The sequence below is a fragment of the Streptomyces misionensis genome, assembly GCF_900104815.1.
Classification (GTDB): domain Bacteria; phylum Actinomycetota; class Actinomycetes; order Streptomycetales; family Streptomycetaceae; genus Streptomyces; species Streptomyces misionensis.
The window spans coordinates 1,836,902-1,853,838 of sequence record NZ_FNTD01000004.1 but is presented as its reverse complement, the minus strand read 5'-3'; the positions used below and the strand labels follow the sequence as shown (position 1 = coordinate 1,853,838).

Below are 16,937 nucleotides of genomic sequence, written 5' to 3'. Positions count from 1 at the left end.
GCTTTCCTCTCACGCGCTCCGGATTCGTGCTTGTCAAGCGATCCTGCTAACCTGGTTCACGACCAGTCGGACGCCATCAGTGTGTTCGGCCCACAAGTGGAGGCTCCGAACTCCCACCCGACCGCCCTCCGGGACGGCGGGTCATCCGGTCAGGCGGCCGCCATCGTTCCGTACGGACGATGGAGTCGCCCGATTGTGCGCCCCGCGTTCACCGCGTCGGTGCTCCGGTGACAAGGAGCCCCGCCTGTGATCGTCCGGGGCATTTTTTCTGCTTCGGCGCGGTTGGTCTGACGTAAACAGACGTTACGCGGCAGTCCGCCAGGCCGTCGCGTGGTGCTACCGAGGAGGATCCATCAGCGCCGAGCCCCGCATCAACGACCGGATTCGCGTTCCCGAGGTGCGACTTGTCGGTCCCAGTGGCGAGCAGGTCGGCATCGTGCCGCTCGCGAAGGCACTGGAGCTTGCGCAGGAGTACGACCTGGACCTGGTCGAGGTCGCGGCGAACGCCCGTCCGCCCGTGTGCAAGCTCATGGACTACGGGAAGTTCAAGTACGAGTCGGCCATGAAGGCCCGTGAGGCGCGCAAGAACCAGGCGCACACGGTCATCAAGGAGATGAAGCTCCGGCCGAAGATCGACCCGCACGACTATGACACCAAGAAGGGTCACGTCGTCCGGTTCCTCAAGCAGGGCGACAAGGTCAAGATCACGATCATGTTCCGTGGTCGCGAGCAGTCCCGGCCCGAGCTGGGCTACCGACTGCTGCAGCGCCTCGCGGAGGACGTCCAGGACCTCGGCTTCGTGGAGTCGAACCCGAAGCAGGACGGCCGCAACATGATCATGGTCCTCGGTCCGCACAAGAAGAAGACCGAGGCGATGGCCGAGGCCCGCCAGGCGCAGGAGGCCCGCAAGGCCGACGCGAAGGCGAACCCCGGCAAGTCGCAGAACCCTGCCGAGGCTGAGGCGCCGTCCGAGGAGCCTGCCGAGGCGTGATCCCGGGGAGCTCCACGGCTCCCGAGGATGTAACCGAAACAAGAGCGACGCTCCACCGTGCCCGGTTTTCGTGACCGGGCACCGGAGCGCCACCGACGAGGAGAGAACGGCGCTATGCCGAAGAACAAGTCGCACAGCGGTGCCAGCAAGCGCTTCAAGGTCACCGGCTCCGGCAAGGTGCTCCGCGAGCGCGCCGGCAAGCGCCACCTGCTTGAGCACAAGTCGTCCCGCGTGACGCGTCGCCTCACCGGCAACGCCGAGATGGCCCCGGGCGACGCCGCGAAGATCAAGAAGCTTCTCGGCAAGTGACGCCCCGGCGCCCTTCGGGCGCCGCGCGTCTGGACCGGGACCCAATCGTTTCCGGGTCGTGTGAGGACCCCCACGACCCCGCTACAAGGAGTTAACAAGTGGCACGCGTCAAGCGGGCAGTCAACGCCCACAAGAAGCGCCGGGCGATCCTGGAGCAGGCCTCCGGCTACCGCGGTCAGCGTTCGCGCCTGTACCGCAAGGCCAAGGAGCAGGTCACCCACTCGCTGGTCTACAACTACAACGACCGCAAGAAGCGCAAGGGCGACTTCCGTCAGCTGTGGATCCAGCGCATCAACGCCGCTGCCCGCGCCAACGGCATGACCTACAACCGCTTCATCCAGGGTCTGAAGGCCGCGAACGTCGAGGTCGACCGCAAGATCCTGGCCGAGCTGGCCGTCAACGACGCGAACGCGTTCGCCGCGCTCGTCGAGGTCGCGCAGAAGGCGCTGCCGTCGGACGTGAACGCGCCGAAGGCCGCGTGACGCTGCGCTGAGCTTCAGCCGAAAACGCCGGACCCGCAGGCTGTATGGCTTGCGGGTCCTGTCGTTGGGGCCCGCTGCGGATCGTTCGGCCGCGGGCCGTCGTGGCCGCTCGCGCAGTTCCCCGCGCCCCTGACGGGGCGCCGCACCCGGCCGGTACGACAAAGCGAAGAACTCTCCTGAAAGAGAAGAAGAGCATGCCCCCCGTCAGCCCCGAGCTGATCTCCCCCCGCTCCGCCCGTGTCGTCGCCGCGCGGCGGTTGGCCAAGCGGAACTTCCGGGGCAAGGACCGGCTGTTCCTCGCGGAGGGGCCGCAGGCCGTGCGGGAGGCGGCGGCGCACCGGCAGGACGGGCAGGCCACCCTGATCGAGCTGTTCGCCACCGTCGAGGCCGCCGAGCGCTACGCCGACATCGTGGGCGAGGCCCGCGACGCGGGGGCACGGGTGCACCTGGCGTCCGAGGACGTCATCGCGGACATCTCCACCACCGTCACCCCGCAGGGGCTCGTCGGCGTCTGCCGCTTCCTGGACACCCCCTTCGAGGAGATCCTCGCCGCCCGCCCCAAGCTGGTGGCCGTGCTCGCGCACGTGCGCGACCCCGGCAACGCCGGCACCGTGCTGCGCTGCGCCGACGCCGCGGGCGCCGAGGCCGTCGTCCTCACCGACGCCTCCGTGGACCTGTACAACCCCAAGGCGGTGCGCGCCTCGGTGGGCTCGCTGTTCCATCTGCCGGTCGCCGTCGGCGTGCCCGTGGAACAGGCCATCGAGCGGCTCAAGGGCGCCGGGGTGCGTATCCTCGCGGCCGACGGCGCGGGCGACCGCGACCTGGACGAGGAACTCGACAAGGGCACCATGGGCGGGCCGACCGCGTGGGTGTTCGGCAACGAGGCATGGGGGCTGCCGGAGGAGACCCGCGCCCTCGCCGACGCCGTCGTGCGCGTCCCCATCCACGGCAAGGCCGAGAGCCTGAACCTCGCCACGGCCGCCGCGGTCTGCCTGTACGCCTCGGCCCGCGCGCAGCGCGCCCGCGGAGGGTGCCGCTGCGTCACCCGGAGCTAGTAGGGTGGCCAGCTCGGGGCCCTGCGCCGTATGAGAGGTGGGGTACGGGGATGAGTGTGGCCGGCACGAGCACCGGGCCGGAGCGACGGGACGCGCGGGGCGCGCCCCCGTCCGCGTGCGGTGCGGGCGGACTCGACTTCGACCAGCTGCCCGACGGACTGGTGGTCGCCGACGAACGCGGCCGCGTCGTCGGGTTCAACGCGGCCGCGGAGCGCATCACCGCCGTACCCGCCGCCGACGCCCTCGGGCAGCCGCTGGAGAAGGCGCTGCCGTTAGAGGACCTGGAGGGGCGCCGCTGGTGGCAGCTCACCGACCCCTACGGCGGCCTCTCCACCAGGACCCGGCAGCCCGAGCGCAATCTGCTGCTGCCCGGCGGCCGGGAGGTGCTCGTCACCGCCCGCTACGTCCGCGCCGAACCCCTCGGCCCCGTCCGGCGCCTGGTCGTCTGCCTGCGGGACACCGAGGCCCGCCGCCGCACCGAACGCAGCCACGCCGAACTGATCGCCACCGTCGCCCACGAGCTGCGCTCCCCGCTGACCTCCGTCAAGGGCTTCACCGCCACCCTCCTCGCCAAGTGGGAGCGGTTCACCGACGACCAGAAGCGGCTGATGCTGGAGACCGTCGACGCGGACGCCGACCGGGTCACCCGGCTCATCGCCGAACTGCTGGACATCTCCCGGATCGACTCGGGGCGGCTGGAGGTGCGCCGCCAGCCCGTCGACATAGGGGCCGCCGTCTCCCGGCACATCCAGGCGTACGTCGCCGCCGGCCAGCCCGCCGAACGCTTCCTGCTGCGCATCGAGCAGCCGCTGCCCGACCTGTGGGCCGACCCCGACAAGATCGACCAGGTGCTCAGCAACCTGCTGGAAAATGCCGTGCGGCACGGCGCGGGAACCGTCACCATCGACGTCACGCCCACGGCGTCCCCCCGCGAGGGCGAGGACACCGGCACGTCGGTCACGGTGAGCGACGAGGGGCCCGGCATCCCGGAGGAGTCCATGAACCGCGTCTTCACCCGCTTCTGGCGGGGCAGCAAGCGCGGTGGCACCGGACTCGGGCTGTACATCGTCAAGGGGATCGTCGAGGCCCACGGCGGCACCATCACGGTCGGCCGCGCCCGCGGCGGCGGCGCCGAGTTCCGATTTACGCTGCCCGTGAGCGCCCCCGCGTATCTCGCGTAGCGGCCCACGGGCTCTTCGAGCACCTCCGCCCCGTTAGACTCGGCCTTTGGCACCTTTGTGTCCTTCACGCGGCCCTCGCGAGTCGGTGACGGGGACCAACCGCAGGGGGCACCGCCCAGCGACAGCTGGGGGACAAGGACAATCGGAAGCACGGGAAGAGATGTCGGCACCCAATAAGTCGTACGACCCTGTCGAGGTCGAGGCGTTGAAACCGGAAGAGATCGAGCGCATGCGGGACGAGGCGCTCGCCGCCTTCGCCGCCGCGGACTCCCTCGACGCGCTCCACGAGGCCAAGGTCGCCCACACCGGCCCGGCGTCCCCGCTGTCCCTCGCCAACCGCGAGATCGGCGCCCTGCCCCCGCACGCCAAGGCCGAGGCCGGCAAGCGCGTCGGCATGGCCCGCGGCGCGGTGAACAAGGCCCTCGCCGCCCGCCAGGCCGAGCTGGAGGCCGAGCGCGACGCCCGGGTGCTGGTCGAGGAGGACGTCGACGTCACGCTGCCTCACGACCGCGTCCAGGCCGGTGCCCGCCACCCGCTGACCACGCTGTCGGAGCGCATCGAGGACATCTTCGTGGCCATGGGCTACGAGGTCGCCGAGGGCCCCCAGGTCGAGGCCGAGTGGTTCAACTTCGACGCCCTGAACATCGGCCCCGACCACCCGGCCCGCGGCGAGGCCGACACCTTCTTCGTGCAGGCCCCCGACGGCGGAGCCGAGTCCGGGGTGGTGATGCGCACCCACACCTCGCCCGTGCAGATCCGCTCGCTGCTCGACCGTGAGCTGCCGGTCTACGTGATCTGCCCGGGCCGCGTCTACCGCACCGACGAGCTGGACGCCACCCACACGCCCGTCTTCCACCAGGTCGAGCTGCTCGCCGTGGACGAGGGCCTGACCATGGCGGACCTCAAGGGCACCCTGGACCACATGGTGCAGTCGCTGTTCGGCGAGGGCATGAAGACCCGGCTGCGGCCGAACTTCTTCCCCTTCACCGAGCCGAGCGCCGAGATGGACATGCTCTGCTACGTCTGCAAGGGCGAGTCCGTCGGCAACCCCGACCGGCCCTGCCGCACCTGCTCCAGCGAGGGCTGGATCGAGCTGGGCGGCTGCGGCATGGTCAACCCGCGGGTGCTCACCGCCTGCGGCGTCGACCCGGAGAAGTACAGCGGCTTCGCCTTCGGGTTCGGCATCGAGCGGATGCTGATGTTCCGCCACAACGTCGAAGACATGCGAGACATGGTCGAGGGTGACATCCGGTTCACCCGGCCCTTCGGGATGGAGATCTGATGCGGGTCCCGCTTTCTTGGCTGCGGGAGTACGTCGACCTGCCGGCCACCGAGACCGGCCGTGACGTCCAGGCCAAGCTCATTTCGGCCGGCCTGGAGGTCGAGACGGTCGAGCAGCTCGGCGCCGACCTCAAGGGCCCCCTGGTCGTCGGCCAGGTACTGACCATCGAGGAGCTGGAGGGCTTCAAGAAGCCGATCCGCTTCTGCACCGTCGACGTCGGCCAGGCCAACGGCACCGGCGAGCCCCAGGAGATCGTCTGCGGCGCCCGCAACTTCGCGGTCGGCGACAAGGTCGTCGTGGTGCTGCCCGGCGCCACCCTGCCCGGCGGCTTCTCGATCTCCGCCCGCAAGACCTACGGCAAGGTCTCGCACGGCATGATCTGCTCCACCGACGAGCTGGGCATGGGCGACGACGGCACCCACGGCATCATCGTGCTGCCGCCGGAGACCGAGGTCGGCAAGGACGCCATCGAGCTGCTCGAGCTGGTCGACGAGGTCCTGGACATCGCCGTCACCGCCAACCGCGGCGACTGCCTGTCCATCCGCGGCGTCGCCCGCGAGACGGCCATCGCCTACGGCCTGCCGCTGCGCGACCCCGCCCTGATCGACGTGCCCGCGCCCAACGCGTACGGCTACCCGGTCCAGGTCGCCGACCCGTTCGGCTGCGACCGCTTCACCGCCCGCACCGTCACCGGGCTGCGCCCCGAGGCCCGCTCCCCGATCTGGCTCCAGCGCCGGCTCCAGAAGGTCGGCATGCGTCCGATCTCGCTCGCCGTCGACGTCACCAACTACGTGATGATGGAGCTGGGCCAGCCGCTGCACGCCTACGACCGCAGGCTGGTCCAGGGCACCATCGGCGTGCGCCGCGCGCAGGAGGGCGAGAAGCTCGTCACCCTCGACGGCGTCGAGCGCAAGCTGCACGCCGAGGACCTGGTCATCACCGACGAGCGCGGCCCCATCGGCCTCGCGGGCGTGATGGGCGGCGCCAACACGGAGATCGCCGACCACACCGAGGACGTGGAGAACGCGACCACCGACGTGGTGATCGAGGCGGCCCACTTCAACGCCGTCTCCATCGCGCGCACGGCCCGCCGCCACAAGCTGCTGTCCGAGGCCTCCCGCCGCTTCGAGCGGGGCGTCGACCCGCAGGCCGCGGCCGCCGCCGCGCAGCGCACCGTGGACCTGCTGGTGCTGCTCGCGGGCGGCACCGCCGAGGCCGGCGTCACCGAGGTCATCGCGCCGTCCGCGCCGCGCACCATCACCGTCCCGGCCGACCACCCGGACAAGGTCGCGGGCGTCGCCTACGGCCGCGAGACCGTCGTACGCCGCCTCCAGGAGGTCGGCTGCGACGTCTACGGTCAGGACGAGCTGATCGTCACCGTGCCGTCCTGGCGGCCCGACCTGACGGACCCGAACGACCTCGCGGAAGAGGTCATCCGCCTGGAGGGCTACGAGAACCTGCCCTCCACGCTGCCCAAGCCCCCCGCGGGCCGCGGCCTGACCGAGCGCCAGCGGCTGCACCGCCGCATCGGCCGGGCGCTGGCCGGCGCCGGCTACGTCGAGGCGCCGAACTACCCGTTCGTCGGCGAGCAGGTCTTCGACCAGCTCGGCCTGGCCGCCGAGGACCCGGCCCGCCGGGTCGTCAAGCTGGTCAACCCGCTCAGCGACGAGGAGCCCGCGCTGCGCACGACGCTGCTGCCGGGCCTGCTCGGCGCGCTGCGGCGCAACGACGGCCGGGGCTCGCACGACCTGGCCCTGTTCGAGACCGGGCTGGTCTTCCACCCGCGCGAGGAGCGCCGCGCCGCCGTGCACCTGCCGGTGGACCGGCGTCCCACCGACGAGGAGATCGCGGCGCTGAACGCCGCGCTGCCCGAGCAGCCCCGGCACGCCGCGGTCGTCCTCGCGGGCGCCCGCGAGCAGGCCGGCTGGTGGGGCAAGGGCCGCCCGGCCGACTGGGCCGACGCGATCGAGGCCGCGCGCACCATCGCCCGTGAGGCCGGTGCCGAACTCGCCGTGCGCAAGGGCCAGTACGGTCCCTGGCACCCGGGCCGCTGCGCCGAGCTGGTCGTGGTGGCCGACGGCGCGGAGCGGGTCGTGGGCCACGCGGGCGAGCTGCACCCGCGCGTCCTGAAGGCCCTGGGCCTGCCCGAGCGCACCTGCGCGATGGAGCTGAACCTGGACGCCCTGGAGGAGGCCGGCGACGGCATCCCGATGGCGCCGGGCATCTCCACCTTCCCGGTGGCCACGCAGGACGTCGCCCTGGTGGTCGACAAGCCGGTGCCGGCGGCCGAGGTCGAGGCCGCGCTGCGCGCCGGCGCGGGTGAACTCCTCGAGTCCATCCGCCTGTTCGACGTCTACGAGAACGCCGAGCAGCTGGGCGAGGGCCGCAAGTCGCTCGCCTACGCGCTGCGCTTCCGCGCCCCCGACCGGACGCTGACGGTGGACGAGGCGTCGGCGGCCCGGGACGCGGCGGTCGCCCTGGCGGGCGAGCGCACCGGAGCCGTACTGCGCGGCTGACCCACCCGGTCCCCACGAGCGGCCGGCCACGGACCTCCGTGGCCGGCCGCTCGTGTCATGCCAGGGGCGCCCCTCGCCGTACCGGCGCGAGCGGCACGGCGGTCCCGGACGATCGTTTCCTGACGCTCCGTCATGTCTTGCATAAATGCATCCTCACCTGCGCGTTCTCACTCGTTCGGGTGGTCATCGGAGGTGAGCCGGGCCGTTCGGGCCGAGCCGTCGACAGAATCGGACCGGCCTTTCGGGGTCGGTCCGTCTGCTCTGTCAGGGACTCTCCATGGGGGACCAGAGGCATGATCCGCATCAAGGCGCGGGCGCCCACCGCGCGAGGAGCCGTACTTCCCACGATCTGGGGAGCGTTGGCGGTCGGTTACAAGTTCGGCTGCCCGCTCGCGCAGCAGGAGGGGCTCGGCGCCCGCATCGTCACCAGCGCCGTGTTCTTCACCGTGGGCACCGGCCTGATACTCCATGTCCGCCGCGCCCTGCTGCGCGAGCTGCGGCTCGCCCGGCGGGCGGCCCGGGTCGCGCAGAGCGTCGTGCTGCGGCCCCCGCCGCCGCGTCTCGACGGGCTGAACGTGGCCGCCGTGCAGCTGTCCGCGGACCGGGGCGCGAGCGTCGGCGGCGATCTGTACGAGGCCGTCGCCACCGAGCACGGGGTGCGGGTGGTGATGGGCGACGTGCGCGGGCACGGGCTGGCCGCGCTCGGCACCGTCGCCGCCCTCCTCGGCAGCTTCCGCGAGGCCGCCCACGACGAGCCCACGCTGCCCGGCGTGCTGCGCAGGCTGGAGCGCGCCCTCGCCCGGCACCTGCGGGAACGGGCCCGCGCCGAACACCCCGCGACCGGCGCCCCGGACCCCGACCACCCGGTGGCCGAGGAGTTCGTCACCGTGCTGCTCCTGGAGATCGGCGCGGGCGGCGAGCTAACCGCCCTCAACTGCGGCCACCCCTGGCCCTACCGGCTCAGCGGCACCACCGTCGAACCCCTGACCCACGCCGAACCACTGCCCCCGCTGGGCCCCTTCCCGCTCCCCGCGGACCTGGCGCCGCGCCCCTGCGGCGAGCTGGGGCCCGCCGAGTCCCTGGTCCTGTACACCGACGGCGCGGAGGACGCCCGGGACGCCCGGGGCCGGTTCTTCGCCCTGCCGGACGTGCTGCGCACCGCCGTACGCGACCAACCGGCCTCGCCCCAGCGGGTGTTGCGCACCCTCCTGGCCGCCCTGCTGCGCCACACCGGCGGCACGCCCGCCGACGACGTGGCACTCCTGGTACTGCGCAACGAGCGGGGGCCGACCGCCATGGCGTGCGGGACCGTACGACCGGTCACCAGCACGCACCACTGATGTTCCCGCCAGACCACCGCTGTTCGAGGGGGAGCCGGTGGCCTGGCGGGCCTCCTGCGAGGAATCCCAGTCAACCGATCCGGGCACGCGCCGCGACAGCGCGCGCACCCCCCGGGCGCGGGCACTCGGTTCACACCCCGTGTGAACGCGGGGCGACTAGGCTGGCGGCACCAGGCACTCGGGGGTCACCCATGCAGCCCAACACTCTGCTCGACGCCATCCTGGACGAGGCGGGCATCTCGCACGCCGGTCTCGCCGCCCACGTCAACCAGGCCGGCCGCGCGCGGGGCCTCGCGCTCCGCTACGAACACACCGCCGTGGCCCGCTGGTTGAAGGGCCAGCGGCCACGCGGCCAGGTGCCCGACCTGATCTGCGAGGTGCTCGCCGCCCGGCTGCACCGGCCCGTGACCCTGGACGACATCGGCCTCGGCGTGCCCGGCCGCCCCGGCACCGCGGCCACCGGCTCGCTGTCCGGGTTCGTGGAACGGGCCACCGCCCTGTGGCGCTCCGACGAACAGCAGCGCCCCCATGTCCTCGGCGCCCCCGCCGTCACCGGCACCCCCGCCGTGATGCCGGTGTGGGAGTGGGAGAACCCGCCCGAGGACACCGACGTCTCCCGCGGCGGCCCGCACCGGGTCACGGCCGCCGACATCGAGACGCTGCGCGCGGCCCGTACGCACTACGAGCAGATGTACCGCAAGGCCGGGGGCGTGGCGACCCGCGCCCGTATCGTCGGCTTCCTCAACGCCGAGGCGGCACCGCTGCTGCGCGGCGGCTACACCGACGCCACCGGGCGCCAGCTGCACCGCGCCACCGGCGGACTGGTCGCCATCGCCGGCATCTGCGCCTACGACTCCGACGCCCACGGACTCGCCCAGCGCTACTTCCACCAGGCGCTGCGGCTGGCCAAGGCCAGCGGGGACCGGGGCCTCGGCGCGTACGTGATAGCGCTGCTGGTCAACCAGTCGCTGTTCATGCGGGAGTACCGGCAGGCGGTGGCCTTCGCGGAGGCCGCGCTGCGCACCGCCGGACGGCACATCACCCCCGCGCTCGCCTCCGACCTGTACGCGATGCAGGCCAAGGCGTACGCGCACCTGGGGGACGCGGGCAGTGCCCTCGGCTGCATCCGGCGCGCGGAGACCGCCGCCGAACGCATCCGGCGCGGACACGAACCCGACGAGACCGGCTATGTGCAGCCGGGCCTGGTCAACGTCCAGGTGGCCGAGGCGCTGTTGAGCCTCGGGGAACTCGGCGCCGCCCGGGAGCACGCGGCGGCCGCCGTGGACAACCCCGCCCACGACCGGGGAAGAGTGCACCGGCTCGCCATGCTCAGCACCATCGAACTGCGCCAGGGCAACACGGAGGAGGCCGTGGCCACCGCCGTACAAATGGCCGAACAGGCGCGGGGGATGGAGTCCCAGCGGCTGCGCGACCGGCTGCGCGCGGTGCGCGAACACCTGGCACGTTGCGGCTCGCCGGGCACCACGGAGGCCGCCGAACTCATCGACGGGGCGCTGCGCGTGCCACTGTAGGGCCCCTGTGGGCGCACCGTCCCTGCTGCGATATTGCCACCTAATCGGCGAAAGGTGGCAGAACCGTGCAGTGGACGAAACAGAACGAACAAACGGTGTATGAAAACCGCTGGTTCAGCGTCAATCTCGCAGACGTCGAGCTGCCGGACGGCCGGCACCTCGACCACTTCCTCATCCGGCTGCGCCCGGTGGCCGTCGCCACGGTCGTCAACGAGGCCAACGAGGTGCTGCTGCTGTGGCGGCACCGCTTCATCACCGACAGCTGGGGCTGGGAACTCGCCGCGGGCGTCGTCGAGGACGGCGAGGACATCAGGGCCGCGGCCGCCCGGGAACTGGAGGAGGAGACCGGCTGGCGGCCGGGGCCCCTGCACCACCTGATGACGGTGGAGCCGTCCAACGGCCTCACCGACGCCCGGCACCACATCTACTGGTCCGACGAGGGCGAGTACACCGGGCATCCCGTGGACGACTTCGAGTCGGACCGCAGGGAGTGGGTCCCGCTCAAACTCGTCCCCGACCTGATCGCCCGCGGGGAGGTCCCGGCCGCCAACATGGCGGCCGCCCTACTGCTGTTGCACCATCTCCGGCCGGCCGAGGGCTAGTGGGCTAATGGGCGCGCAGCGCCTGCCAGACGGTCACCACGAGCGCGCCGAGCGCGGTCAGCGCGGCGAGCGAGGGCAGCGGCCAGCGCGCGTGTTCCAGCGAGACCATCCGGGAGTTCAGCTCGTCCAGCTCCTTGGCGGTCTCCTCGGTGCGGTGACCGAGCAGCGCGAGCCCGCCCTCGACCCTGGCGTAGGCCACGTCCAGTCGGCGCCGTAACTCTGCGAGTTCTCCATGGACCACGGGATGCTCCGGATCGGTGGTCACGGGTCCACTCCTTTCCGTAGTCGAAGGGGACGTTCCGTACCCCCTTGCACGTGCATGAAGAGTCAACTCGCCTGGTGGGTACGAGGGGAGCGTGTGCGCCGGGCATGTGCGAGCCCGGCGCGCACACGGTGTGTGAAACGCACGTGCCCGGCACCGGATGCGGTGCCGGGCACGTCGGCTGTCGCTGTGCGTGATCGGGCGTCGGCTCGGAAGCCCGTCAGGGCCGCGGCGCCTGCTCGCCGGTGGTGGCGAAGCGCCTGCGGTACTCGGTGGGGGTGGTGCCCAGGTGACGGGCGAAGGCACGGCGCAGGGTCTCGTCGCTGCCGAGGCCGCTGTACCGGGCGGCGGCGGTGATGCTGTGCCCGTCGAGGAGGAGTTGCTGGGCCCGGTCGAGACGCACGCGCTCGACCCAGCGGGCCGGGGTGGTGTGCAGTTCGGTCCTGAACAGCCGGGTCAGGTGCCGGGTGCTGACGGCGGCGGACGCGGCCATGGCGGGCAGGCTGTGGTCGGCGGCGGGGTCGGCGAGCACGGCGGCGGTCAGCGTGCGCAGCAGACCGCCGCGCGCGGTGGGCGTGGCCAGCGCGGTGGAGAACTGGGACTGACCGCCGGGGCGCTGCATGAAGACGACCAGTTCGCGGGCGACGGCACGGGCGGCGTCGGGACCGTGGTCGTCCTCCACCAGCGCGAGGGTCAGGTCGATGCCCGCGCTGATGCCCGCCGAGGTGAGGTAGCGGCCGTCGTGGACGTGCAGGGCGTCCGGTTCGACGCGCACGCGAGGGTGACGGCGGGCGAGGGTGCGGGCGTGGCGCCAGTGGGTGGTGGCCCGGCGGTCGTCGAGCAGGCCGAGCGCGGCCAGGACGAAGGCGCCGGTGCACACGGAGGCGACCCGTGCCGCCCGCGGGGCGAGGGCGCCGGCCGCGGCCAGCAGTTCCGGCCGGGGGCCCGCTTCGGCGAGGTGGTCGGCCCCGGCGATCACCAGGGTGTCGAAGGGCCCGGCATCGGCCGCGGCCGTCGTACCCGCGAGCACGGGGCCGCTGGAGGTGGTGACGTCGCCGCCGTCGGGGGAGACCAGGGTGCAGTCGTAGGGGTGCCCGAGCCGGGCCGCCTGGTGCAGCACCTCCAGCGGACCGCTGACGTCGAGCAGGGTCACGCCGTCGAACACGAGGAAGGCGATCCGATGCGTCATGTCTGAATCCGTGGTTCATATGGCCGGACGGACATGGCGGCAGCCTACGGCACGGACGAGGGTGGAGGGAGCCCACGGATACAGGTACCGAGCGGAGGAGACCCCGATGAGCGAGACGATCGCAGGCGTGCGCATCCCGGACAGCGCCCTGGCGCGGGAGGCGACCGAACTGGTGCGCGAGGCCGCCCCGCCACTGCTGTTCGACCACTCGCGCCGGGTGTTCCTGTTCGGGTCGCTGCGCGGCGCCGAACTCAAGCTGGACTTCGACCCCGAACTGCTCTACGTCGGGGCCATGTTCCACGACCTGGGACTGACGCAACGCTTCCGCCGCACCGACCAGCGTTTCGAGATCGACGGCGCCGACGAGGCCCGCCGCTTCCTGCACGCCCACGGCATCACCGGGGAGCCGGCCGAGCGGGTGTGGACGGCCATCGCCCTGCACACCACCGTGGAGATCCCGCTGCACATGGCGCCCGAGATCGCCCTGGTCACCCGTGGCGTGGAACTGGACGTCCTGGGCATCGGCTACCACGCGGTCCCGGACGAGCAGCGTGCCGCGGTGGTCGCCGCCCATCCCCGCCCCGACTTCAAGAACCGGATCCTCGCCGCGTTCACCGAGGGCCTCAAGGACCGCCCGGACACCACGTTCGGCAACGTCAAGGCCGACGTCCTCGCCCACTTCGTGCCCGGCTTCCGCCGCGGCGACTTCGTCGAGGTCATCAAGGGCTCCGACTGGGCCGAATGACACGCTCCGCACCGCGCCCGGTGCGAAAGCACCCCTTGATGAGAACACACACCGGAACGACGCCCACCGAGGAGCCCTTGTGCGAGCCATCACCGTCCGAGACCGCGAGGCCGGTCTCGCCGGGCTGTCCCTGACGGACCTGCCCCACCCGCACGCGGCCGAGAACGACGTCGTCGTGCGGGTGCACGCCGCCGGGTTCACCCCCGGGGAACTGGACTGGCCGGCCACGTGGACCGATCGCGCCGGCCGCGACCGGACGCCGAGTGTGCCCGGGCACGAGCTGTCCGGGGTCGTCGCGGAACTGGGATACGGCACGACGGGACTGAGCGTCGGGCAGCGGGTGTTCGGCCTGGCCGACTGGGCCCGTGACGGCGCCCTCGCCGAGTACGTCGCGGTGGAGGCCCGCAATCTCGCGCCGCTGCCGGCGGACATCGACCACACCGTGGCCGCCGCGCTGCCGATCTCCGGGCTGACCGCCTGGCAGGGCCTGTTCGACCACGGGCGCCTGGCCGCCGGCCAGACCGTCCTGATCCACGGTGTCGCGGGTGCGGTCGGCTCGATCGCGGCGCAGCTCGCCCGCGAGGCCGGCGCCCGGGTCGTCGGCACCGGCCGGTCCGCTCACCGGGAGGGGGCCCTCGCCCTGGGCGCCGACCGGTTCCTGGACCTGGAGACCGAGCGGCTGGAGGAGGCCGGGGAGGCCGACGTCGTCTTCGACGTGCTCGGCGGCGACGTCCTCGACCGCTCCGCCGCGCTGGTCCGGGCCGGTGGCACGCTCGTCACCATCGCCATGCCGCCCAAGGTCCGGCCCAAGGACGGGCGGGCGGTCTTCTTCGTCGTCGAACCCGACCGGGCCCGGCTCGCGGATCTCGCCGCGCGGGTGCGGGACGGCCGGCTCAAGCCGGTCGTCGGCGCCGTGCGTCCGCTCGCCGAGGCGCCGGCCGCGCTGGCCCCGGCCACCCGTGCCCCGGGCAGGACGATCATCCGCGTCACGGAGGACTGAGCAGCCGGTCGTCCTCGTTCTGGTCCCCGGTGGAGGCGGCACGGCCGTACCGCCGGCCCGGCCGGAAAGGCCACGGGCCCCGAGCCGGACTCCCGGCTCGGGGCCCATGGCCGGGCGGTCAGCCGTAGGAGTAGAACCCCGAGCCGGTCTTGCGGCCCAGGCGGCCCGCCTCGACCATGCGCTGGAGCAGCGGGGGAGCGGCGTACAGCGGCTCCTTGTACTCGGTGTACATCGAGTTGGCGATGGAGACGATGGTGTCCAGGCCGATCAGGTCGGACAGCTTCAGCGGGCCCATCGGGTGGGCGCAGCCCATCTCCATGCCGTTGTCGATGTCCTCGCGGCTCGCGATGCCCGACTCGAACATCCGGATCGCGGAGAGCAGATAGGGCACCAGCAGCGCGTTCACCACGAACCCGGAGCGGTCCTGGGCGCGGATGGCGTGCTTGCCGAGCACCTTCTCGGCGAACATCTGGGCGCGGCTGAGGGTGCCCTCGGAGGTGGTGAGCGCGGGGATCAGCTCGACCAGCTTCTGCACCGGGGCCGGGTTGAAGAAGTGGATGCCGACCACGTGGTCCGGGCGCGAGGTGGCGACCGCGAGCTTCACCAGCGGGATGGAGGAGGTGTTGGAGGCCAGGATCGCGTCCGGGCGGGTCACCACCTGGTCGAGCACCTGGAAGATCTCCGTCTTCACCGGCTCGCTCTCCACGACCGCCTCGATCACCAGGTCGCGGTCGGCGAACTCGCCGAGGTCCGTGGTGAAGCCGAGCCGGGCCTGGGTGGCGTCCCGCTCCTCCTCGGAGATCTTGCCGCGCTCGGCCGCCTTGGAGAGGGAGTTGTACAGCCGGGTCCGGCCGATCTCCAGGGCCTCGCCGGTGGTCTCGGCGACCTTCACGTTCAGGCCGGCCCGGGCGCACACCTCGGCGATGCCGGCGCCCATCTGGCCGCAGCCCACGACTCCGACGCGCTCGATATCTCCCGATGGGAAGGTCACATCGTCCCCTTCGCTGGTTCTCCGGCTCGCTCGCAGACCTCCGGGTTTCGGCGCCTGCTCCGATCGTGCACGTTACCGCGAAGTATCGATGATCGATCGCGTGGGTGCGGGCATTCATCGCCAGGAGGACGATCCGTGATCATGCGGATCCCGAGCGTAAGGGAATGTGCGGATGGGACCCATGTCACGCCGGGCCTTCACCCTGGCGACGGTGTCGGCCCTGGCGGCGGGCGGCTGCGCGGCGGCGACCACCGGGGCCACCCGGGCGGTGCCGACCGCCCGGGGCGCCCGGGGGGCCACCGGCGCGCCCGGCGCCCGCGCCGCCACCGAGATGCGGGGCGTGTGGATGGCGACGGTCGAGAACCGCGACTGGCCCTCCCGCCCGGGCCTCGGCGCCGCCGCCCAGCGCGCCGAGCTGATCGCCCACCTCGACCGGGCGGTGCGCAACCGGCTGAACACGGTGATCCTCCAGGTGCGGCCGACCGCCGACGCCCTGTGGCCCTCGCCGTACGAGCCCTGGTCGCAGTTCCTCACCGGCACCCAGGGCCGCGACCCCGGCTGGGACCCGCTGGGCACCGCAGTCCGCGAGGCCCACGCGCGGGGGCTCCAGCTGCACGCCTGGTTCAACCCGTACCGCATCGCCAACCACACCGACCCGGGCCTGCTCGCCGCCTCGCACCCGGCCCGGACGCACCCCGACTGGGCGGTGCCGTACGGCGGGAAGCTCTACTACAACCCCGGCCTGCCCGCCGTCCGCGCCTTCGTCCAGCGGGCCATGCTGGACGCGGTCGCCCGCTACCCCGTCGACGCGGTCCACTTCGACGACTACTTCTACCCCTATCCCGAGGACGGGCAGACCTTCGAGGACGACGACGCCTACGACCGCTACGGCGGCGCCTTCCCGAGCCGGGCGGACTGGCGGCGGGACAACATCGACCGGCTGGTCGGGGAGATGGCGGCCGGGATCAGACGGGTCCGGCCCGGCACCCGCTTCGGGATCAGCCCCTTCGGGGTGTGGCGCAACGCCGCGACCGACCCGCGCGGCTCCGCCACGGACGCGGGCGCGCAGACGTACGACGACCTGTACGCGGACACCCGCCGCTGGGTCCGCGAGCACTGGATCGACTACGTCGCGCCCCAGCTCTACTGGGAGATCGGCGCCACCGGCGCGGACTACACGACGCTGCTCGACTGGTGGGCCCGGGTCGCCGACGGCACCGGGACCCGGCTCTACATCGGCGAGGCCCTGTACCGGGCCGGGGCCGCGGGGGCCGACGGGCGTCCGGCGGCCTGGCAGGACCCGGCGGAGCTGTCCCGGCACCTCGCACTCGCCGCCCGGCGTCCGCAGGTCGGCGGGCACCTGTTCTTCGCCGCCCAGGACATGGCGACCGACCCCATCGGGGCGATGCGCCGCGTGGTCGCGGACCACTACACGCGGCCGGCGAGCCCGCCCCGCTGAG

Annotated in this window: 16 protein-coding genes; 13 read left to right on the top strand and 3 right to left on the bottom strand. The window is 72.6% G+C overall.

Translation table 11 applies throughout. The annotated features are described in order from the left end of the window. Positions 1–352: 352 nt before the first annotated feature. From infC to BLW85_RS09900, 10 genes are all read left to right on the top strand, one after another. Entirely contained in the window at positions 353–991 is a 639-nt protein-coding gene (gene infC / locus BLW85_RS09945; protein WP_106981816.1) for a translation initiation factor IF-3, read from the top strand. Between the two features lie 114 nt (positions 992–1,105). After that, positions 1,106–1,300: a 50S ribosomal protein L35 gene (gene rpmI / locus BLW85_RS09940; protein WP_004933563.1), complete on the top strand. Its 195-nt coding sequence runs from the start codon at positions 1,106–1,108 to the stop codon at positions 1,298–1,300. A 98-nt stretch (positions 1,301–1,398) separates the two neighbouring features. Next, a complete protein-coding gene (gene rplT / locus BLW85_RS09935; RefSeq protein ID WP_030381833.1) occupies positions 1,399–1,782 on the top strand; it encodes a 50S ribosomal protein L20 in 384 nt (127 codons plus the stop codon). Positions 1,783–1,976: 194 nt separating this feature from the next. Then, a complete protein-coding gene (locus BLW85_RS09930; RefSeq protein WP_074991858.1) occupies positions 1,977–2,837 on the top strand; it encodes a TrmH family RNA methyltransferase in 861 nt (286 codons plus the stop codon). Positions 2,838–2,887: 50 nt separating this feature from the next. Beyond that, positions 2,888–4,018, top strand: coding sequence for a sensor histidine kinase (locus BLW85_RS09925; protein WP_070030202.1), 1,131 nt, complete (start codon positions 2,888–2,890; stop codon positions 4,016–4,018). 160 nt (positions 4,019–4,178) lie between these two features. Continuing rightward, positions 4,179–5,300, top strand: a complete 1,122-nt coding sequence (pheS, locus tag BLW85_RS09920; protein WP_070030196.1) for a phenylalanine--tRNA ligase subunit alpha — start codon at positions 4,179–4,181, stop codon at positions 5,298–5,300. Then, positions 5,300–7,816: a phenylalanine--tRNA ligase subunit beta gene (gene pheT, locus BLW85_RS09915; RefSeq protein ID WP_074991857.1), complete on the top strand. Its 2,517-nt coding sequence runs from the start codon at positions 5,300–5,302 to the stop codon at positions 7,814–7,816. The genes pheS and pheT overlap by 1 nt, the downstream gene beginning before the upstream one ends. A 293-nt stretch (positions 7,817–8,109) precedes the next feature. Beyond that, positions 8,110–9,156, top strand: a complete 1,047-nt coding sequence (locus tag BLW85_RS09910; RefSeq protein WP_074991856.1) for a PP2C family protein-serine/threonine phosphatase — start codon at positions 8,110–8,112, stop codon at positions 9,154–9,156. A gap of 191 nt (positions 9,157–9,347) precedes the next feature. After that, on the top strand, positions 9,348–10,688 hold the full coding sequence (locus BLW85_RS09905) for an NsdA family TPR-like regulatory protein (RefSeq protein ID WP_070030190.1): 1,341 nt from the start codon (positions 9,348–9,350) through the stop codon (positions 10,686–10,688). A 65-nt stretch (positions 10,689–10,753) separates the two neighbouring features. Next, positions 10,754–11,290, top strand: a complete 537-nt coding sequence (locus BLW85_RS09900; RefSeq protein ID WP_071828526.1) for an NUDIX domain-containing protein — start codon at positions 10,754–10,756, stop codon at positions 11,288–11,290. Between the two features lie 4 nt (positions 11,291–11,294). Here the strand turns inward: BLW85_RS09900 and BLW85_RS09895 are convergent, their stop codons facing one another. Both BLW85_RS09895 and BLW85_RS09890 read right to left on the bottom strand, forming a co-directional pair. After that, on the bottom strand, positions 11,295–11,555 hold the full coding sequence (locus tag BLW85_RS09895) for a hypothetical protein (protein ID WP_070030185.1): 261 nt from the start codon (positions 11,553–11,555) through the stop codon (positions 11,295–11,297). 217 nt (positions 11,556–11,772) lie between these two features. Beyond that, the gene (locus BLW85_RS09890) at positions 11,773–12,741 is read right to left on the bottom strand and encodes a GlxA family transcriptional regulator (RefSeq protein WP_070030183.1); all 969 of its coding nucleotides are present in this window, start codon (positions 12,739–12,741) and stop codon (positions 11,773–11,775) included. A 106-nt stretch (positions 12,742–12,847) separates the two neighbouring features. Between BLW85_RS09890 and BLW85_RS09885 the strand changes: the two genes are divergently transcribed. Next, entirely contained in the window at positions 12,848–13,486 is a 639-nt protein-coding gene (locus tag BLW85_RS09885) for an HD domain-containing protein (protein WP_074991855.1), read from the top strand. 79 nt (positions 13,487–13,565) lie between these two features. Then, positions 13,566–14,486: an NADP-dependent oxidoreductase gene (locus BLW85_RS09880; protein ID WP_208624828.1), complete on the top strand. Its 921-nt coding sequence runs from the start codon at positions 13,566–13,568 to the stop codon at positions 14,484–14,486. 118 nt (positions 14,487–14,604) lie between these two features. On the opposite strand, the gene BLW85_RS09875 is transcribed toward BLW85_RS09880, so the two are convergent. Beyond that, positions 14,605–15,477, bottom strand: a complete 873-nt coding sequence (locus BLW85_RS09875; protein WP_071828525.1) for a 3-hydroxybutyryl-CoA dehydrogenase — start codon at positions 15,475–15,477, stop codon at positions 14,605–14,607. 181 nt (positions 15,478–15,658) lie between these two features. Here BLW85_RS09875 and BLW85_RS09870 point away from each other — a divergent pair, with 181 nt between their 5' ends. Next, positions 15,659–16,936, top strand: a complete 1,278-nt coding sequence (locus tag BLW85_RS09870; protein ID WP_177329927.1) for a glycoside hydrolase family 10-like protein — start codon at positions 15,659–15,661, stop codon at positions 16,934–16,936. Position 16,937: the final 1 nt, after the last annotated feature.